The organism is Kribbella sp. NPDC006257 (assembly GCF_040613535.1).
Lineage (GTDB): Bacteria > Actinomycetota > Actinomycetes > Propionibacteriales > Kribbellaceae > Kribbella.
In genome coordinates, this window is the sequence record NZ_JBEXSJ010000046.1 from 1 (window position 1) to 18860 (window position 18860).

Sequence of the window (18860 nt, forward strand, 5' to 3'; positions counted from 1 at the left end):
GGGGGGCGGGGGGGGGGGGGGGGTGGTTGTGGGTGTGTGTGGGCGGGGGGCGGGTGCGGGGTGACGGGGGGGTGGGGGGTGGGGGGGAGGGGGGGGACGGCGACGGCCGGTGCCTCTGAGTGGAGGGCACCGGCCGTCTGCTGGGGGGAGCGGGTTGTTTGCTGGGAAGGATTAGCGGACTGTGAAGCCTGCTTTGCGGAAGGCGTCGGCTAGGGAGCCTTCATCCATGGGGGTTTCGGTTTGCGGCGTGTTCTGGGTGCCGCGTCCGCCGCCGCCCTGCCCACCGCGACCGCCACCGGCGCCACGACCGCCGGAACCACCTTGGCCAGCACCTTGCCCGCGCCCGGCACCGCCCTGACCACCAGGTCCGCGTCCGCCTCCCGAGCCTCCCTGACCACCAGATCCGCGCCCGCCGGAGCCACCCGGTCCACGGCCGCTACCGCCGGAGCCACCTGGTCCACGGCCGCTACCGCCGGAGCCACTCTGCCCGCCGCGGCCGCTGCTTTCGCTGCGGAAGTCGCCGCCTCGGGACTGGCCCGGTTCACCGCGGGAGCCGCCGCGGCCGGCGCCGGAGGTGGGGGCGCCTACTTCGTCGTCCAGGCGGAGGGTGAGGGAGATGCGCTGGCGGGGGATGTCGACCTCGAGGACCTTGACCTTGACGATGTCGCCGGGTTTGACGACCTCGCGGGGGTCCTTGACGAAGTTCTTCGAGAGGGCCGACACGTGCGCCAGCCCGTCCTGGTGGACGCCGATGTCGATGAAGGCGCCGAACGCGGCGACGTTGGTGACCTGGCCTTCCAGGCGCATCCCGGGCTTGAGGTCGCCGATCTTCTCGACACCTTCCGCGAAGGTGGCGGTCTTGAAGGCAGGGCGCGGGTCACGGCCCGGCTTCTCCAACTCGGCCAGGATGTCCGACACCGTCGGCAACCCGAACGTCTCGTCGACGAACTGCGCCGGCTTCAGCGTCTTCAGCACCGGCGACCCGATCAGCGACTTGAGCTCCTGCCCGGTCGCCTCCAGGATCCGCCGGACCACCGGGTACGCCTCCGGGTGCACGCTGGACGTGTCGAGCGGATCGTCACCGCCAGGGATCCGCAGGAACCCAGCAGCCTGCTCGAAAGCCTTCGGTCCGAGGCGCGGCACGTTCTTCAACGCGGTCCGCGACTTGAACGGCCCGTTCTGATCCCGGTGCTGGACGATGTTGTCCGCGAGCCCGGCCGTGATCCCGGAGACCCGGGTCAGCAGCGGTGCCGAGGCGGTGTTCAGATCCACCCCGACTGCGTTCACACAGTCCTCGACCACGGCATCCAGCGACCGCGACAACGAATTCTCCGGCAGGTCGTGCTGGTACTGCCCGACGCCGATCGACTTCGGATCGATCTTCACCAGTTCCGCCAGCGGATCCTGCAGCCGCCGCGCGATCGACACGGCGCCGCGCAGCGACACGTCCATCCCCGGCAGCTCCTGGGAGGCGAAGGCAGAAGCCGAGTACACCGAGGCGCCCGCCTCCGACACCACAGCTTTGGTCAGCTTCAGTTCGGGATGCTTGGCGATCAGCTCAGCCGCCAGCTTGTCCGTCTCGCGCGACGCCGTACCATTGCCAATGGCAATCAAGTCGACCTTGTGCGCGGCCGCCAGCGCGGCCAGCTGCGCGATCGACTTGTCCCACTGGTTCTGCGGAACGTGCGGATAGATCACCCCGGTCGCGGTGACCTTGCCGGTCGCGTCCACGACAGCGACCTTGACGCCGGTCCGGAATCCCGGGTCGAGCCCCATCGTCGCCCGCGTCCCGGCCGGCGCGGCGAGCAGCAGATCGCGCAGGTTCGACGCGAAGACCCGGACCGCCTCGTCCTCGGCCGTCTGCCGCAACCGCATCCGCAGGTCGATCCCCAGATGCACCAGAATCTTGGTCTTCCAGGCCCAGCGCACCGTCTCCACCAGCCACTGGTCGGCCGGGCGTCCCTTGTTCTCCACGCCGAACTTGCGCGCGATGATCGCCTCGTACTCCGTCGGTCCCTCGGCGGCCTCGGCACCGGCCGGCTCGGGCTCGACGGTGATCGTGAGCACGTCCTCCTTCTCGCCGCGGAACAGCGCCAGGATCCGGTGCGACGGCATCTTGGTGAACGGCTCGTCGAAGTCGAAGTAGTCGGAGAACTTCGCCCCGTCGGTCTCCTTGCCCTCGCGCACGGCCGACGCCAGCCGGCCGCGGCTCCACAGCCGCTCGCGCAGCTCGCCGATCAGGTCGGCGTCCTCACCGAACCGCTCGACCAGGATCGACCGGGCACCGTCCAGCGCGGCCTGCGGATCCGGCACCTCGTCGTTCACGAACGCGGCCCCGGCGGCCAGCGGCGGCACCGACGGGTCGGCGAGCAGCCCGTCGGCCAGCGGCTCCAGCCCGGCCTCGCGGGCGATCATCGCCTTGGTCCGGCGCTTCGGCTTGAACGGCAGGTAGATGTCCTCCAGCCGCGACTTGGTCTCCGCGGCGAGGATCGACGCCTTCAGCGCGTCGTCCAGCTTGCCCTGGCTCTCGATCGACTCGAGCACGGTCTGCCGGCGTTCCTCCAGCTCGCGCAGATACCGCAGGCGCTCCTCGAGCGTGCGCAGCTGCGCGTCGTCGAGCTCGCCGGTGACCTCCTTGCGGTACCGCGCGATGAACGGGACCGTCGAGCCCTCGTCCAGCAGGCCGACGGCCGCCCGGACCTGGTGCGCGCCGACTGCCAGCTCCTCGGCGATCTTCTGCTCGATCGACTGCAAAACCACTGTCGCGTTTCCCCTCTACCGTCCAGATGACAGACGAGCATTCTGCCCCGCTCGCCGCAGCACACATCCTTCCCTATCCAGGGGACAGAACAAGACCACCGCTCCCACCCTGTGGACAAACCGGTACGACGCAACGTGGACGACCCGGTACGACGCAAAGTGGACGACCCGGTACGACGGAACGTGGACGACCCGGTACGACGGAACGCGGGGTCCCTCGGCGAGAGGGAGCCCGCGTTCCGTAGTACCGGGAAATCAGGCGGCTGCCAATTCCTCGACCTCGTCCGCCGGAGCAGCGACGGCGACGGTGGAGCGGGCCGGCCGCATCAGCGTGCAGGCGACCACCACGGCGGCGGCGACGATGACGCCGGCGATCGCGAAGGAGAGGTGAAATCCGCTGGTCAGCGCCTCCAGAGCCGGCTTGCCCGCCGCAGCCAAGGAGGAGGTGCGGGTCGCCGACAGCGTGGCCAGGATCGCCAGCCCGAGCGCCGCGCCGACCTCGCCCATCGTCCCGATCAGCCCGGAGGCCAGCCCGGCGTCCTCAGGCTTCACGTCAGCCATCGAGAGCCCCATCAGCGCCGGGAAGCAGATCCCGCCACCCAGACCGAGCAGCGCCAGCACCGGCAGTACGTGGATGAAGTAGTTGCCGTTGACCGGAGCCTGCGTGAACAGCGCCAGCCCGGCGACGATCAGCACCAGTCCGGCGATCATCGGACGACGCGGACCGAACCGCATGACCAGCTTCTCCGAGTAGCGCACCGAGAGCAGGCCCATCAGGGCGGTGGTGGGCAGGAAGGCCAGCCCGATCTCCAGCGCGTTGTAGCCGAGCACCCGCTGCAGGTAGAGCGAGCCGAGGAAGAAGATGCCGAACATGCCCGAGGCGGACAGCGCCTGGATCAGGTTGGCGCCGGTCAGGTTGCGTGACTTGAAGATCCGCAGCGGGACCAGCGGGTTCGCGGCGGTCGCCTCGCGGACGACGAAGCAGGCCAGCAGGGTCAGCGTGAGCAGTCCGAGCGCGATCGTGCGGGGAGCGGTCCAGCCCAGCTCGGCGGCCGGCTTGACGATGGTGAAGACGCCGACCATCAGGGCCGCGGTGATCAGGACTGCACCCGGTACGTCGGTGCCGCGGCCCATCCCGATGCCCTTGTCCTTCTCGATCAGGCGCAGGGCCAGCAGCACGGCGGCGATGCCGATCGGCAGGTTCACGAAGAAGATCCAGTGCCAGTTGATCGCCTGGGTCAGCACACCACCGGCGAGCAGGCCGATCGAGCCACCGGCGGAGGCGACGAAGGCGTAGAAGCCGATCGCCTTCGCCTGCTCACGCGGTTCGGGGAACAGCGTGACGATCATGCCGAGGATGACCGCGGAGGTCAGCGCGCCGCCGACGCCCTGGATGAACCGGGCCGCGACCAGCACCTCCTGCGATTCGGCCAGGCCGCAGAGGACCGAGGCGGCGGTGAAGACGATCAGCCCGCTGACGAAGATGTTCCGCCGGCCGAGCAGGTCGCCGAGCCGGCCGGCCAGCAGGAGCAGGCCGCCGAAGGCGATCAGGTAGGCGTTCACCACCCAGGCGAGGCTGGAGCTGGTGAAGCCGAGGTCGTCCTGGATGGCCGGCAGTGCCACGTTCACGACGGTCACATCGAGAACGATCATCAGCATGCCGGCGCAGAGCACATAAAGAGCGGCCCAGCGCGAGCGGCCGCCCAGCGCGGCCGGCGTCGTCGCCAGGGTATCGGTCGTCGCGTACATCGGGGTTCTCCTTCTGGTCCGGTTGGGCCTTACACCCATACGTCGGACGAGAAGGGCTCAGATTGACACGGTGCCGGAAACTTTTTTGGCCGGGCGGGAGATCCAGTACGCCAGCAGCGCCGGGACCAGGCCGGAGCCGACCACGAAGAGCGTCGGCAGCCGGGACAACAGCGCGAACCAGGTGAACAGGCCGATCACGCCGCCGGCGATGGGCAACGACCGGCGCAGCAGGAACAAGTTGGCCGAGCGGAACAGGCTTTTCGCCGTACTGTCTTCCGGCGCGTCAGGGACTACGGCGAGCGCGCTCAGGTAGAGACCGACGATCATGCCGGTCAGCGGAATCAGGATCGCAAGGGCAACGATTCGCATCGGCCCGCTCGTCGAGGCCCAGAACAGCAGGCCGAACGCGAGCGCGATACTCCCGAAGTACAAGGCGAGACCAGCGAGCCAGAAGCGGCCGAACGCCCAGCGGAACTGTCGCCAGAAGCGCCGCAGCAAGGCCGGATGCTCCTGCGAAAGGGCCTCCGGCAGCACGCGTTGCAGTGCGAAAGCGGCTGGGTACAGCGTGACGATGCCGACGCTGCAGACCAGGAACACCAGTTGCAGCATCAGCAGGTCGCCGATCAGCGACAGCTTCGACAGCACGGCGTTGGTCCGGTTCACTCCACCGGCCTCCGTCACAGAAGCACCTCACTCCTTCGCATCGGTCAGCACGTCACAACCGCATGATCGTATGATCACAAACAAACACACTCGGACAACAGCCCAGGGGACCGCATGCTTGCACCGGAACGCCACGAGCTGATTCTGCGCAGCCTGCGCCGGCACGGACGGCTCCGGGTGGCGGAGCTGGCCGGCGAGCTCGGCGTCTCCGCGATCACAGTACGCCGGGATCTCGCCGAGCTGGACCAGGCCGGACTGCTCCGCCGGGTGCACGGCGGCGCGGTGGGCACGGTCGGCCCCGCACCGATCTCGGGCGGCCAGAGCTCCCAGCTGACCATCGGCATCGTCGTCCCGAACTCGACCTTCTACTACACCGACGTGATCCGCGGCGCCGAGGCGATGGCCGACCGGTACGGCGCTCGCCTGGTGCTCGGCGTCTCCGGGTACGACGTCGCGGTCGAGGCCGAACGACTCGAGAAGGTGCTCGGGATCGGTGTCGCCGGGCTGCTCCTCAGTACCGCTCTGGGCGACGGCCGCGCCGCCGAACTCGGCGGGTGGCTGGACGACATCGACGTACCGGTGGTGTTGATGGAGCGCGCGTTCGGGTTCCCGGACGTGACGGGCGAGTTCGACCACGTCCGGACGGATCACGCGTACGGCGCGGCGCTCGCCCTTCGGCACCTGGTCTCGCTCGGCCATCGCCGGATCGGGATCAACCTGAGCGCCAGCGTCACGTCGTACTGGCTTCTCAAGGGGATCGAGCAGGCGGCGTCGAGGCTGGGGATCGAGACGTTCGTGTCGCCGGTGCTGTTGCCGGCGCACGGTGAGGATCCGGCGACGCTCGCGCAGCTGGACGCGTTTCTGGCCGAGTGCGAGTCGTTCGGGGCACACGCAGTACTGGTGCATTCGGACGAACCCGCGGCCCGGCTGGTCGAGCGGGCGATGGAGCGCGGGCTGCGGGTGCCGGAGGATCTGGCGGTGATCGCGTACAACGACGAGACCGCGGCGATGGCGGTGGTGCCGCTGACCGCGGTCTCGCCACCGAAGCTGATGCTCGGCGAGATGGCCTGCGAACTGCTGCTCCGCAAGATCCGGGCCGCACCCGGGCGGCCCGCCGCGACGCAACACCTGAACCTGCTGCCGGAGCTGCGGATTCGCGCCTCCTGCGGGGCGCTGGTGACAGGCCAGGCCGGAGTACACGCGGGGTAAATCGGCGCGTTGTGCATGGAACTCTGATCAGTCGAGTTCCATTCGTGATCGAATTTGATCATTCGAGCGCTGAAGTATTGACGGGAAAGCCCTTTCCCCATACTTTCGCTGCACTCGTCAGCGAAGGAGTTCCCCTGTGAGACGTGGCGCCAAGAGTGGACTGGTGGTGCTGGCCGCGGTACTCGGCCTGGCCGCGAGCAGTTGTGGCAACGGGGTGATCGACAAGTCCACGGACGGCGTGCCGCCGGCCGAGGCGACCGGCACGTTGCGGGTGCTGATCCCGTCCTTCCCGCCCAGTACGAAGGGGCGCGCGGAGTTCGACAAGGTCGTCGAGGACTTCAAGAAGACCTATCCGAAGATGAAGGTCGAACCGGACTTCGCGACCTATTCGACGTTGAACGAGAAGATGTCCACCTCGATCGCGGCCGGCATCCCGTACGACGTGATGGTCACCGGCGTCGGCTGGATCCAGCCGTTCGCGTCCAAGCGGATCTTCGCCGACCTGGCGCCGTACGGGGTCACGCCGGAGGTGATCGAGGAGAAGAGCATCGGCGCGCTGGTGCCAGCCGCGACGTACGACGGAAAGCTCTACGCGTACCCGCTGGTCGCCGACGCCCGCGCCGCCGCGCTCCGGATCAGCGCCTTCAAGGAGGCCGGCCTCGACCCAGACAAGCCGCCGGCGAACATCGAGGAGCTGAAGGCCGTCGCGGAGAAGCTGACCGTGCGGAACGCCAAGGGGACCATCACCCGGTCCGGCATGGACCTGGCCGCGCCGACCAGCTTCCGGCAGACGTACACGACGCTGCTCGCGTCCACCGGCACTCCGCTGTACGTGGACGGCCAGCCGAACTACAGCAACGAGAAGGGCCTCGAAACCCTCAATCTGCTGAAGTCCCTGATCAACAACGTCCAGCCGTACGGACAGCAGAACGCCGCGCAGCAACCCCTCGTGCTCACTGGTGAGGCCGCGATGGGCATCGTCGGGGGTGCGGTCGACTGCTCCGACAAGGGCATCGGCAAGAAGAACTGCGACGACCTGAAGTTCTTCCGCTTCAACAGCGGCAAGGAGGTCGAGTTCGTCGGTGGCGACCTGGCCTCGATCGGCTCCCGCAGCCGGCACAAGGAAGCGGCCTGGTCGTTCATCCAGTCGCTCACCAAGCCGAGCTCGCTGGACGCGATCGCCAAGCTGAACAAGAAACTCCCCGCCTACAAGGACGCGGCGAACTCCCCGCAGGCGAAGTCGAACCCGCTGAGCAAGTTCGTCGCCGAAGGCCTGCCGCTGGCCATCTACGAAGGTGGTTCGGCCAACTGGCTGGAGATGCGTGCCAACTTCGACTCCCAGCTCACCCAGGCGGTCCTCGGTCAGAAGGATCCCGCCAAGGTGCTGGCCAACCTGGCAGGACAGTCCCGATGAGCGCAACTCTCGAACGCCCCGCGCCCACAGTCGCCGTACGCCGCAGCGCGCCGGCCAAGGACAGCCGCAAGCTGATCCGCGGTCAGGTCCGGGCCGGCTGGCTGTTCCTCTCACCCGCGCTGCTGCACTCGGCGATCTTCATCGTGATCCCGGTGGTGGCGGCGGTGGTACTCAGCTTCACCGACTACAGCTTCGGTGACTCCTGGTCCTGGGTCGGCTTCGGCAACTACGTCGACCTCTTCAAGGACCAGGACTTCCGGGCCGCCCTGGTGAACACGATCCTGTACGCCGTGGTGGTGATCCCGGTGTCGATGGCGATCTCGCTCGCCGTCGCGACCGGGCTGAACCAGAAGATCAGGGGCCTCGGGTTCTTCCGGACCGCCTTCTACATCCCGACGGTGACCGCGACGGTCGCGGTCGCCACCATCTGGCTGTGGATCTACAACCCGAGCTCGGGGCTGGCGAACGGCTTTTTGAGTCTCTTCGGGTTCGCGCCAGGGCGGTGGTTGTCCGACCCCAACACCGCCTTGCCGTCGTTGATGCTGGTCGGTATCTGGCAGGGATTGGGGACCAAGGTCATCATCTATCTGGCCGCTCTGCAGGGCGTTTCCCGCGACCTGCTCGAATCGGCCGCGTTGGACGGCGCGAACCGGTGGCAGAAGTTCGTCAACGTCACCTGGCCCGCTCTCGGGCCGGTTCAGTTCTTCGTCCTGGTCACCTCGATCGTCGGCACCTTCCAGGTCTTCGACCTGGTCTACGTGATGACGAAGGGCGGCCCCGGTACCGAGACGACGGTGCTGGTGCTGGACATCTATCAGAACGCGTTCCAGGCCCTGCGACTCGGCTTCGCGTCCGCCGAGACGGTGATCATGATGCTGTTGATCGCGATCTTCATCGGGCTGGGACGCCTGCTCCAGAAGGCGGATGTCAATGACTAGCGCAACTGTCACCGGCCCGATCGCCGCACCGTCGGCTCTCCGGCCCGGCCGGATCCTCCTGTACGTCGTACTGTCGGTCGGCGCACTCCTGATGATCACGCCGTTCCTGTGGATGGTGCTGACCGCGTTCAAGAGCGACCTGGAGATCGCGAAGTTCTCCTGGCTGCCGGGCGAACTGCGCTGGCACAACTTCGTCGAGGCGATGCGGACGGCGCCGTTCCTGCGGTATTTCCGCAACAGCCTGTTCATCGCGGTCGGCGAGACCGCCTTCACGCTGGCGGTCTGTACGACGGCCGGCTATGCGCTGGCGAAGCTGCCGATCCGTGGCTCGAAGGCGTTGCTGAACTACTTCATCCTGCTGCTGCTCGTGCCGTTCCAGATCATCCTGGTGCCGCTGTTCCTGATCGTGAAGTCGATCCCGCTGTTCGGCGGGAACAACATCCTCGGCCAGGGCGGCATCGGCTGGCTGAACTCGTGGTGGGGCCTGATCATCCCGCTCGGCGCCGCGCCGTTGTTCACCTTCCTGGCCAGGCAGTTCTACGTTTCGGTGCCGAACGAGCTGGCTCAGGCAGCGCGGGTCGACGGGCTCGGCGAGTTCGGAATCTTCTGGCGGATCATGACGCCGTTGGTGAAGCCCGCGCTGATCACCATCTGCGTCTTCCAGATCGAGGCGGCCTGGAACGGCTTCCTCTGGCCACTGATGATCACCACCACCGACGCGATGCGACCACTGCAGCTGGGATTGGCGATCTTCGCGCAGAACCCGGCCGAGGTGCAGTGGCCTTATCTGATGGCCGGTACGGCGCTCGCGACACTGCCGATGATCGTGATGTTCGTCTTCGCCCAGAAGCGGTTCGTCGAAGGAATGGCCAACGTCGGGATCAAGGGCTGATCAACCGACTGGTGCGGTGCCCCGTCGCAGGTGCTCACCCCGCCCCGGGTGAGCACCTGCTGGGGCCCCCTCCACAATCACCGGTGGTCCCGAAGAAGCACCGGAGCGTCCACTAAGCCCCCCGGCTTGGCCGCTCAACCTTTTATCGTCACAACCTGAGCGCCGTTACACCTTTCGCCCCTTTTTTCTCTCAATCCCCAGAAATTTCCTGCCGAATCACCCATTCACCACGAATTCTGCTACCCGCCGAATCCACCCTCTGACAATCCGTAATCAAGCCCCCTGTTACTCCTCAGGAAACATGCACACGAACGATGCGGGTGATCCAGGGGGTGAGGTCGTTGTCGGGGAGGTTGAGGATGTCGAGGGCGTCGGTGGTGCGGAGGGTGGCGAGGCCGTGGAGGTTGGTCCAGAGGGCGAGGGCGCGCTCGCGGGCGTCGGTCGCGTCGGGGCGGGCCTGCTGGATGAGGGTGGTGACGGTGTCGAAGAGCGGGAGCGAGGTCTGGCGGAGATTTCCGCCGGCGCCGGCGAGGAGGTCGTGGCGGAAGATGAGCTCGAACATCGCCGGCCGCTCGGCCGCGAACGCCAGATAGGCGACCCCGAGCCGAACCAGCCGACCTTCGGGGTCGGTGCCGCCGGCAACAGGGGTGTCGTCGGTGAGGGGCGAGTCGTCCGCCAGCGGCGTGCCGCCGGCGATCGGCGTGGCGAGAGACGCCTCACCGGCGATCGGCGCTAGGCGGCCGGCGAGGTCGGCCAGGCCGGTGGCTGCGATCGCGGCCAGAAGAGCGTTGTGGGTCGGGAAGTACCGGCGGGGGGCGCCGTGCGAAACGCCCGTACGCCGGGTGATCGCGCGCAACGTGAGCGCCGCCAGCCCCTCTTCCTCGAGCAGTTCGACGCCGTCGCGAACCAGGCGATCCCGCAGCGAGGCGCTCTCCATCTAGACATTGTCTACCAAGGAATCCTGTTGGGCTGGACCGGTCGGTGCCCTACGATGTGCGACATGACTGCCGGGTCGGCCTCGTGCCGTGAGTTCGTTGGGTTCCCGGCTGCCTTCTGAGCGCCGGTCGGGCCGCCAGAGGCCCGCCTCTTCTTCTTACTGGTAACGCATTCTCTCCAACCATCCCAGTAAGAAAGCAGCGAAATTCTGAACGACTTCACCGCACAACTCATCACCGAATTCCGTGCCAACTCCGGCCAGGTCGGCGGACCTTTCGAGGGTGCCCGGCTGCTCCTGCTCACCACCACCGGCGCCCGCTCCGGCAAGCCGCACACGACCATCCTCGGCTACTACCCCGACACCGGGCGGGTCCTCGTCGTCGGCTCGGCCGGCGGCAGCCCCAAGCACCCGGACTGGTACCACAACATCCTCGCCAACCCCCGCGTCACCGTCGAGACGGGTCTGTTCAGCTACGAAGCCGACGCCCTCGTACTACGCGACGCCGAGCGCGACGAGATCTTCGCGCGACTGGTCGAGGCGGACCCTGGATGGGGTGAGTACCAGGCCAAGGTGACCCGATCGATCCCGGTCGTCGCGCTCCAGCAGGTCGTCAGCGGTCCGCCCGGCAACGGCGACTCCTTCGCCGACACGCTCCGGCTGATCCACGAGCTGTTCCGTCGCGAGCTCGCGCTGATCCGCAAGGAGTTCGCCGCCGCCGGTCCGTCGCTCGGCGCACAGCTCAGGATCAACTGCCTGACGATGTGCCAAGGACTCCACCATCACCACACCGGCGAATCCACCATGCTCTTCCCGCACCTGCTCGCCCAGCACCCGGAACTAGCCGCCACCATCGAGCAACTCGACGCCGAACACACCAAGATCGCCGAGCTCCTGGAAGAGCTCCAGACCCTCATCTCGACCCCCACCGCCGACCCGGCCGACGCCCTCCCCGAGCTCGACCGCCTGATCGAGTCCCTCACCGCCCACCTCGACTACGAGGAAGCCCAGCTGATCCCCCTCCTCTAACCCACCCCCGGACCGCCAACAATGTCCAGCCCCCACCCGCCACCCCGCCCCAAGCGTGCGCGTCCCAGCCTGAAGGCGATGGAAGGGCTTTGATCACTGTTGGCGGTCCACCTCCCGAAGCAATGCCAGGTCGTGAAGGTCCGTCGGCCGCAGCTCAACCCGGCTCCCGTCCGCAGCAGTCAGCTGAACGGTCACCTGCTCGTACCGCCGATCAGTCACCGCAAAGCCCACCCCAGCCAGCAATTCGACCAGCAGCCCGAGATCAGGCCTGCTGTGGACAGCATTCGGTAGAGGCTGAGGGCTTGGGGGCCTGTCATCTCCTGCATAGCCGAAACGTAGGGGACCGGGGTGGGCTCGCGGCAATGGATTTCTGCAACTCCGTGCAATTTGGGTGGTTGCTACCTGGGGGACACCTATGGTCTAGGGGTGATCGACGATCCATGGAGTGAGCTGACCGCCCGGTGTGTGCGGCCCTTTTACGGGCAGCTGATGGGGGTCAATGCGCTCGAAGCGACACCCTCGGTGCTTGCCGAGGTGGCTACGTTCGTCGACACCGTCCGGGCGGACCAGGTCGTTCACCTCCTCCGCTCCGGCTGGCGGGAACAGGTAGTCGGAGCGTGGCTCTCGGTGGCTCACGAGTACGACGAATCGGTGATCCTCGCCGTCTCCAACGCCCTCGAAACCAGCCAGGTCGGCCGCACCGCACCCGCACTCCTGACCGCCTTGGTCGCGCTCGAAACACCCATCGCCGCCGCCTCGATCACCCGGTACTACGAAGCCGACGTCGCCAACAACTGGGGCGCTGCCGGCCTGGCCCGAGCCGCGGCCGCACGGTTTCCCCAGTCGACGATCCCCAAGGCATCAGCTGCCGATACGGAGACTTTCCTCGCTCTCCTGGTCATCGCGAACTGCCTGAAACCCGCCGCCGACCAAGCCGCGGCCACCGGCGACCCGTAGTACGGAAGGCCGACCGGGTGCGCCACCTGACACACCCGGCCGGGGCGTCTACTGAGCGACCTTGAACAGGTCGTTGAGTTGGCCGTTCAGTTTGGTCAGCGACGAGACCGGTGAACTGCCGATGTAGACCGCGTCGAACCGCGGTGCCATCAAGGCGGCGATATCCGCCGCGTTCGTGGTCACCGGAAACAGGAATGTCGTCTTGTCCGTCACCTGCTGGGTGAACGGCGTGACATCGAGTTTGCGCTCGTTCTTGTTGTACGCGATCGCGAGTTCCGTTCCGGCAGGCCGGGCCGGAAACACCACTCCGGACTGGCCGATGATGTTCTGGCATTCCTCGCCGGACAGGAACTTCACCCATTTTGCCGCGTTCTCGGGTTGCTTCGACAAGGTGGTGACCGAGTCGGCGAGCCCGTTGAACATCGAGGCCCGCTTGCCGCTGGGCCCGATCGGCGTCGGTGCCAGGCCGATGTCGAGTTTCTTGCCGCCGGCATCGGTCAGCTTGCTGAAGGTCGAGATCATCCACGACCCGCTGAGCCCGATCGCCGCCGTACCGGACTGGATCTGCTTGTCCGTGCCGACCGCATTGGCACCGCCGATCTCCTCGTAGCTGGGCATGTATCCCTTACGGACAAGGCCGAAATACCAACTGAGGGTGTCCTGTAGCGCCGGCTGATCGAGGTTGAAGCGGGTTCCCCAGGGGTTCTTGTCGGTGACCTGCCAGCCCGCGCTACCGGCGAAGGCAGACCATTGCGTCTGTCCCCAGCCACCACCGCCGGAGCCTTCCGACGCGAGTCCGTGCGTCTTCACGTGCTCCTTGTCAAAGCCCGCCTCATCACCTCGTCGCCCCTTGGTGTCGATCGTGAGATGGGCGATGAGCTTCTCGAACGTCCCGCCGTCCGTCGGGTTCCAGGTCAGGGTCTGCAGTTCAGCGGGATCCACGCCGGCCGTTTTCAGCGCGGCGTTGTCGTAGAAGATCGCGATCGTGTCCCAGTCCTTCGGAGCGCCGTACCGCTTGCCGTCCTGGCCCTTCCACAACTGCGCCAGCCCTTGCTGGTAGTCACCGTCGGCGATGTCACTGGTCGGACCGAGATCGTCGAGCGGCCGCAGTACCTTCAGGTCGACGTACTGCGCGAACTTCGACAGGTGATCGGTGAAGACATCCGGTGCGGTGTCGGCGATGAACCCGGCGGTGAGCTTGGACCAGTACGCGTCCCAGCCGTACTGCGAGATGTGCACCTTCAACCCGGGATTCTGCTGCTGGAAGGCGTCGGCGCATTTCTGGTAGCCCGGCTGCTGGGCCGAGTCCCACAGCCAATACTCGATCGGGCCGTTCGCACTGCCACCACCTCCACTGCAGGCGGTCAGTGCTGCGACGGCGAGCGCGGCGACCGCGGTGACGGCCTGGATCCGGTGTCTGAGACTGGTCATGACGTCCTCACTTGATCCCGCTGAAACCGATGGAGTTGACGATGCGTTTGGCGAACAGCATGAACAGCACCAGCATCGGCAGTGCGGCGACGAGGGTGGCCGCCATCAGCCCCGACCAGTCCGGGCCGGTCTGCGGAGTCTGCGACTTGAACACGCCGAGCGCGACGGTCAGGACCCGTGACTTGTCCGTGTAGCTGACCATCAGCGCCCAGAAGTACTCGTTCCACGAGGCGATGTAGGTGAGGATCGCCAGCGTGGTGATCGGTGCCACCGACATCGGCAGAATGAGCCGGAAGAACACCCGGACCTTGGAAGCGCCGTCCATCAACGCGGCTTCCTCGACCTCGCGGGAGATCCCAAGGAAGAACTGGCGCAGGAAGAACACCGCGAACGGCGTCATGAACATCGTCGGTAACGCGATCCCGAGCAGCGTGTCCACCAGGCCAAGCTGCTTGATCAGCACGAAGTTCGGCAGCAGGGTGAAGATCGCCGGAATCATCAACCCTGCCAGGAAGAACGCGAAGACCTTCTCCCGGTGCTTCCACTGCAACCGGGCGAACGCGTACGCCGCCATCGCGGAGAAGAACACCTGGCCCGCCGTGATGAGGGTGGACACGACGACGGAGTTGAAGAGGTAGCGCCAGAAGTTGATCGCCTGGCCGGCGCCGCCGGCATCGATGGCCTCTTGCCCGGTCTGCAGCCCGAAGACTCGCTCGAAACCACCAGCCGACGCCTGCACGGGCAGCAGGCTGTGCGATCCGGCGTACAGGGCGTTGTTGCTGGACAAGGCGGTTCGGAGCATCCAGTAGAAGGGGAAGAGGCTGACGAGGATCACCAGGATCATGAATGCCCAGGCGAGCGCGCGGCCGAGGTTGAAGCTGCGTGGCTCCTTCGGGGCGGCCTTCTGCACCTGCGCGGTGGTCTCGATGGTCGCGACCGGCGGAGTGGTGTCGGTAGTCATTGGTCGTCGCCTCTCAGGCCAGGTCGGAGGACTCGGCGCGGGTGAGCCGGTACTGGACGAACGTGATGACCACCAGTACTGCGAGCAGGGCGACCGACATCGCCGACGCATAACCGAACTGGAACCGCCCGAACGCCACGTCATAGATGTAGAACTGCAGCACCCGGGAGGAATCGACGGGCCCACCACGGGTCGCGATCGCCACCGTGTCGAACACCTGGAACGAGCCGACCACGGTGATGATCAACACCAGCGACAAGATCGGCCGCAGCAACGGAATGGTGATGCTGCGGAACATCCGCACTTCGCTCGCCCCGTCGATCTTGCCCGCCTCGTAGACGGTCTCCGGGATCATCTGCAGGCCGGCGAAGATCAGCAGGGCCGTGTAGCCGACGTGCCGCCAGACGTTGACGAAAGCGATCGTCGGGATGACCCAGGTGTCGGAGGACAGGAACGGGATCCGGTCGACGCCGACCGCCGCCAGGATCGTGTTCCCGATGCCGAGCTGATAGTCGAGGATCCAGAGGAACACCATCGCGGCGACGACGTTCGAGACCAGGTACGGCGTGAGCACGATGCCGCGCAACCAGGTTTTCTGGGTGAGCCGCTGCATCATCACGGCGATGACGAGGGCGAGTACGGTCTGCAATCCGATGTTCAGGATCACGTAGTACAAGGTGACTTTGAGGGCGTTCCAGAAGACCGGGTCCTGGACCATCCGGATGTAGTTGTCCAAGCCGTTGAACTTCGGCGGCGTGAGCAGGTTGAACTTGGTGAAGCTCAGGTAGATCCCGCGCAGGGTCGGCCAGACCATGAAGACCAGGAAGCCGAGCAGGGCGGGCAGGATGAAGAGCAGGGCGAGCCGGGTGTCGTCGCGATAGCCGGTGCGGACTTTGCGGCGGCTGGCCTGCTGGGTCGGGGTCGCTGTGGCCATGGGTGTCTCCTTCGCCGGTGTACTGCGGCGCACCGGCACGCTCGAACCGCCTGGACGGGTGGCGCCCGTGAAGTCCCCTGTCGTGCCCCGCACTCAACGGACGCCCGCCGCTTGACGACTGCTCCGCCCATCGGCCGGCGTGAGGTCTCCGGCCCTGAGGTATTTACAGTCAGATTGAAAATAAGCCAGAATGGCCGATGTGACAAGGGTCACTTGTAAACTAAGTGGGTGACAGTGATCAGCAGGCCCGAGCGGTCCGCGCCCGAGCGATCACTGTCGGCCGGCGAGCTCGCCGTGACCCGGCAGCTGCTGATCCACGGCCCCGCGACCCGCGGTGACCTCGGCGAACGGCTCAACCTCTCCTACGCCTCGATGTCACGGGTCGCCCGCGCGCTGATCGGCGGCGGCATCGCCTCGGAGGACCTGGAGCCGGCCACCGCGATCGGGCGGCCCCGGCAGATCCTCACCGCTGTGCCGAGCGCGCGGCACGTCGTCGGGATCAAGCTGACCGGCGATACGGCGTACGGCGTGGTGTGTGATCTGTTCGGCGAGGTGCTCGGGAGTGCGAAGGCGGCCCTGCCCGCGGCTGTGGACGGGGTGGTCCCGGTCACCGGCGTCGTCAAGGTGATCGATCAGCTGGCCACCAAGCTGGCCCGCAAGGTGCCGTCCCTGGACGGCATCGGGATCTCCCTCGGCGGCGTGGTCGCGGACCAATCGATCGTCCGGGAAGGCAGCTTCCTCGGCTGGACCGAGGTCGACCTGGCCGGCCCGGTGCGGGAGCGGACCCGGTTGCCCGTGATCGTCACGAACGACGTCGCGGCGCTGGCGCGCGAGCAGCTGTGGTTCGGTGCCGGGCGGACGCACTCGACCTTCGGCGTGATCACCGTCGGTGCAGGTCTGGGCATCGGCGTGGTTCGCGAAGGGGTTCCGGTCGAACAGACCATCGACAACGGGCATCTGCTCGCCCATGCGCCGATCGACAGCAACGGGCCGTTGTGCGGCCTCGGGCATCGTGGCTGTGTGGCCGCCTATCTCAATCGCGAGGACATCGAGGCGCAGGCTTCGGCGGTGGCCGGCCATCCGGTCACGATGGCCGACCTGATCGCCGCGCGCGCGGCCGGGGATCCGGCGGCCACCGCCCGGCTCGACGCGGCGGCCAGGGCGCTCGGGCATCTGATCGCGACCTTCGCGGGTGGGCTGCAGACCGATTGCATCGTGCTGGCCGGCGAGGATGCAGCCGCGCTGACGGACTCCGCCGGCCTGAACGAGGTCATCGCGGATCGCCTCCGGCCGGGGCCGCGGGAGCTCCAGCTGTGCGAGCTCACGATCCTCACCACGCCGCTGACCTTCACCGACTGGGCCCGCGGAGCCGCCGTGACCGGTACCCAGTACGCACTCGGGACTACCTGATCTATCTCGCCATGAAGGAGCTGAAGGCGGAGAGGAAAGCGGCATTCGTGGGGGTGACGTAGACGTCTCCGGGCGGGCCCATATCGCGGAGCAGCGAACTCGTCGTGTAGTGCAGGATCGCCGGACAGCTCGAGCCGTTGATCTGCGCCGTGCGGCTGGAGATCAACCGGCCGGTCCGTACCTCGTAGACCTTGACCGGCAGCGCGATCTTGTGGAATTTCACCTGGGTCGGGAATTGCGGGAACGTCTTGTTCTCGTACGGGCAGGTTCGCACGGTCGGACCGTTGGAGTCGTCGCCGACGCAGACCACGAAGACGGCCTGTGTGACGTCCTTGGCACGCCAGCCGGACGGGATCTTGCTGCTGTAGTCGGAGTTTCCGTAGACCAGCGAGAGATTCATGCCCTTGTGCGGCGCGGGCGCCGCGCTGTACTTCGCCGGCTTCGAGCAGTACTCCGGTTGGAAGTCGGCCGATCCGCCGTCCAGCAGTCCGCGCACATTCGCGAGTTCGATCGCCAGATTGGCCTTGTCGACGCCGGCCCGGGCTTTCTCCGCGAGCGGACTTTCGCCGTACTGATCGAGCAATTGCTGGTACTGCGTTTTCGCGGCGGTCCATTGGCTCGCGGACACCAGGCCGTTCGCGCAGCCGAGCATCGCCTCGGGTGCGACCTGCTTCACCGTGTCGGCGGACCGGTCGAGCCTGTTGTAGCTGGTCTTCCGCTGCCGGAGCCAGTCGGTGATGGTGACGGTCTTGCAGTTGTCCTTGGTCGGCAGGGCGTTGAGGAAACCGTCAAGCGTCGTGTCGACGGTCTCGTCGTTGCCGGGCTCGGCGAGGACGGCGTTCATGATGTCGTAGCCGTCGGACAGGGCAGTGGTGTCGGCGGTGAGGCCTGTTGTCAGCCGGTCCGCGGCGGTCTGTAGTTGGCGGCAGGTCTCGCGGGCGGTGTCTGCGTTTGTGGTGAGCGGCGCATCGGCGATGCGGTGGCCGAGCCAGATTTTCTCTTGTGCGGAAAGGATTTTTCCGCAATCGCCGGCTTCGCGACCAGCCGTGATGTCGGCGCCGATCCGGCTGGCGTCGTACCGGAGGCCACCTGCTGCCAGCAGGACCGGGATGGTGACTCCGAGAGCTATCAGTCGCTGTGTGCGCGATGCGGTCCGGTGCGGCGTTCGCCGGGCCAGGAACCAGCCGAGGGCGATGCCGGCGATCCACCAGAGGACCAGCAGGATCTCGCACCAGGGCTTGGCGATTGCCGCCGTGAAGGCGATCAGGGCGATCGAGATCAGTGCGGTGAGAACGGCTAGGCGACGCCATCCCAGCAGCCAGTACCCGACTCCGAGCAGCGAACCGTTGCCGAGCGCAACGGCTAACGGGTCTGCGGCCTTGGGTGGCGGAGCCGGCCGGTACTGGGGAGGCATATAGGGAGGGGCGTAGTCCATCTTGGCGTCTCCTGTCGCGAAGGTGGCAGCCACCCCATTCTTCCGGTTGTGACGGCCATCTGCTTCCCGAACGACGCTACTGGAGTCACCGCACCCCCGCCCCCCAATGACCCGAACCTGCCACGGCTCCACCCGGCGCGACGA

Annotated in this window: 16 protein-coding genes; 8 read left to right on the forward strand and 8 right to left on the reverse strand. The window is 66.9% G+C overall.

What is annotated here, in order from left to right; genetic code table 11:
* Positions 1 to 171: 171 nt before the first annotated feature.
* The 3 genes from ABZ004_RS36010 to ABZ004_RS36020 all read right to left on the reverse strand — a co-directional run bounded on the left by ABZ004_RS36010 (position 172) and on the right by ABZ004_RS36020 (position 5190).
* On the reverse strand, positions 172 to 2760 hold the full coding sequence (locus ABZ004_RS36010) for a Tex family protein (RefSeq protein ID WP_355686123.1): 2589 nt from the start codon (positions 2758 to 2760) through the stop codon (positions 172 to 174).
* Between the two features lie 255 nt (positions 2761 to 3015).
* Positions 3016 to 4509 carry a DHA2 family efflux MFS transporter permease subunit gene (locus ABZ004_RS36015; RefSeq protein ID WP_355686125.1) on the reverse strand — a complete coding sequence of 498 codons (1494 nt, stop codon included), beginning with the start codon at positions 4507 to 4509 and terminating at the stop codon, positions 3016 to 3018.
* A 57-nt stretch (positions 4510 to 4566) separates the two neighbouring features.
* On the reverse strand, positions 4567 to 5190 hold the full coding sequence (locus ABZ004_RS36020) for a DUF624 domain-containing protein (protein ID WP_355686127.1): 624 nt from the start codon (positions 5188 to 5190) through the stop codon (positions 4567 to 4569).
* A gap of 96 nt (positions 5191 to 5286) precedes the next feature.
* On the opposite strand from ABZ004_RS36020, the gene ABZ004_RS36025 reads away from it, so the two are divergent.
* The 4 genes from ABZ004_RS36025 (at position 5287) to ABZ004_RS36040 (ending at position 9625) form a co-directional block, all read left to right on the forward strand.
* Positions 5287 to 6381, forward strand: a complete 1095-nt coding sequence (locus tag ABZ004_RS36025; protein WP_355686128.1) for a LacI family DNA-binding transcriptional regulator — start codon at positions 5287 to 5289, stop codon at positions 6379 to 6381.
* A 136-nt stretch (positions 6382 to 6517) separates the two neighbouring features.
* Entirely contained in the window at positions 6518 to 7795 is a 1278-nt protein-coding gene (locus ABZ004_RS36030; RefSeq protein WP_355686130.1) for an extracellular solute-binding protein, read from the forward strand.
* Complete coding sequence (locus ABZ004_RS36035) at positions 7792 to 8733, forward strand: sugar ABC transporter permease (RefSeq protein ID WP_355686131.1); 942 nt, start codon at positions 7792 to 7794, stop codon at positions 8731 to 8733. The genes ABZ004_RS36030 and ABZ004_RS36035 overlap by 4 nt, the downstream gene beginning before the upstream one ends.
* Positions 8726 to 9625: a carbohydrate ABC transporter permease gene (locus ABZ004_RS36040; protein WP_355686133.1), complete on the forward strand. Its 900-nt coding sequence runs from the start codon at positions 8726 to 8728 to the stop codon at positions 9623 to 9625. The genes ABZ004_RS36035 and ABZ004_RS36040 overlap by 8 nt, the downstream gene beginning before the upstream one ends.
* A 292-nt stretch (positions 9626 to 9917) precedes the next feature.
* Here ABZ004_RS36040 and ABZ004_RS36045 read toward each other — a convergent pair whose 3' ends face one another.
* Positions 9918 to 10562, reverse strand: a complete 645-nt coding sequence (locus ABZ004_RS36045; protein ID WP_355686134.1) for a TetR/AcrR family transcriptional regulator — start codon at positions 10560 to 10562, stop codon at positions 9918 to 9920.
* Positions 10563 to 10793: 231 nt separating this feature from the next.
* Between ABZ004_RS36045 and ABZ004_RS36050 the strand changes: the two genes are divergently transcribed.
* The 3 genes from ABZ004_RS36050 (at position 10794) to ABZ004_RS36060 (ending at position 12545) form a co-directional block, all read left to right on the forward strand.
* Positions 10794 to 11588, forward strand: a complete 795-nt coding sequence (locus ABZ004_RS36050; protein WP_355686214.1) for a nitroreductase/quinone reductase family protein — start codon at positions 10794 to 10796, stop codon at positions 11586 to 11588.
* Positions 11589 to 11720: 132 nt separating this feature from the next.
* The gene (locus tag ABZ004_RS36055) at positions 11721 to 11879 is read left to right on the forward strand and encodes a hypothetical protein (protein WP_355686136.1); all 159 of its coding nucleotides are present in this window, start codon (positions 11721 to 11723) and stop codon (positions 11877 to 11879) included.
* A gap of 135 nt (positions 11880 to 12014) precedes the next feature.
* Positions 12015 to 12545, forward strand: a complete 531-nt coding sequence (locus tag ABZ004_RS36060) for a DUF6000 family protein (protein ID WP_355686138.1) — start codon at positions 12015 to 12017, stop codon at positions 12543 to 12545.
* Positions 12546 to 12593: 48 nt separating this feature from the next.
* On the opposite strand, the gene ABZ004_RS36065 is transcribed toward ABZ004_RS36060, so the two are convergent.
* Genes ABZ004_RS36065 through ABZ004_RS36075 form a run of 3 tightly spaced genes read right to left on the reverse strand, consistent with a single transcriptional unit; the run spans position 12594 to position 15871 of the window.
* Positions 12594 to 13976: a sugar ABC transporter substrate-binding protein gene (locus ABZ004_RS36065; protein WP_355686140.1), complete on the reverse strand. Its 1383-nt coding sequence runs from the start codon at positions 13974 to 13976 to the stop codon at positions 12594 to 12596.
* Between the two features lie 7 nt (positions 13977 to 13983).
* Positions 13984 to 14937 carry a carbohydrate ABC transporter permease gene (locus ABZ004_RS36070; protein WP_355686142.1) on the reverse strand — a complete coding sequence of 318 codons (954 nt, stop codon included), beginning with the start codon at positions 14935 to 14937 and terminating at the stop codon, positions 13984 to 13986.
* Between the two features lie 13 nt (positions 14938 to 14950).
* Positions 14951 to 15871 (reverse strand): sugar ABC transporter permease, encoded by a 921-nt coding sequence (locus ABZ004_RS36075; protein ID WP_355686144.1) that lies wholly within the window; start codon positions 15869 to 15871, stop codon positions 14951 to 14953.
* A gap of 228 nt (positions 15872 to 16099) precedes the next feature.
* On the opposite strand from ABZ004_RS36075, the gene ABZ004_RS36080 reads away from it, so the two are divergent.
* Positions 16100 to 17281, forward strand: coding sequence for an ROK family transcriptional regulator (locus ABZ004_RS36080; protein WP_355686146.1), 1182 nt, complete (start codon positions 16100 to 16102; stop codon positions 17279 to 17281).
* A gap of 1 nt (position 17282) precedes the next feature.
* Here the strand turns inward: ABZ004_RS36080 and ABZ004_RS36085 are convergent, their stop codons facing one another.
* Complete coding sequence (locus tag ABZ004_RS36085) at positions 17283 to 18716, reverse strand: hypothetical protein (RefSeq protein WP_355686147.1); 1434 nt, start codon at positions 18714 to 18716, stop codon at positions 17283 to 17285.
* Positions 18717 to 18860: the final 144 nt, after the last annotated feature.

Coding starts and splice junctions, on each gene's coding strand:
- ABZ004_RS36065 (WP_355686140.1), bottom strand. CDS start 13,976: ATGACCAGTCTCAGACACCGGATCCAGGCCGTCACCGCGGTCGCCGCG.
- ABZ004_RS36040 (WP_355686133.1), top strand. CDS start 8,726: ATGACTAGCGCAACTGTCACCGGCCCGATCGCCGCACCGTCGGCTCTC.
- ABZ004_RS36070 (WP_355686142.1), bottom strand. CDS start 14,937: ATGACTACCGACACCACTCCGCCGGTCGCGACCATCGAGACCACCGCG.
- ABZ004_RS36025 (WP_355686128.1), top strand. CDS start 5,287: ATGCTTGCACCGGAACGCCACGAGCTGATTCTGCGCAGCCTGCGCCGG.
- ABZ004_RS36085 (WP_355686147.1), bottom strand. CDS start 18,716: ATGGACTACGCCCCTCCCTATATGCCTCCCCAGTACCGGCCGGCTCCG.
- ABZ004_RS36075 (WP_355686144.1), bottom strand. CDS start 15,871: ATGGCCACAGCGACCCCGACCCAGCAGGCCAGCCGCCGCAAAGTCCGC.
- ABZ004_RS36035 (WP_355686131.1), top strand. CDS start 7,792: ATGAGCGCAACTCTCGAACGCCCCGCGCCCACAGTCGCCGTACGCCGC.
- ABZ004_RS36015 (WP_355686125.1), bottom strand. CDS start 4,509: ATGTACGCGACGACCGATACCCTGGCGACGACGCCGGCCGCGCTGGGC.
- ABZ004_RS36045 (WP_355686134.1), bottom strand. CDS start 10,562: ATGGAGAGCGCCTCGCTGCGGGATCGCCTGGTTCGCGACGGCGTCGAA.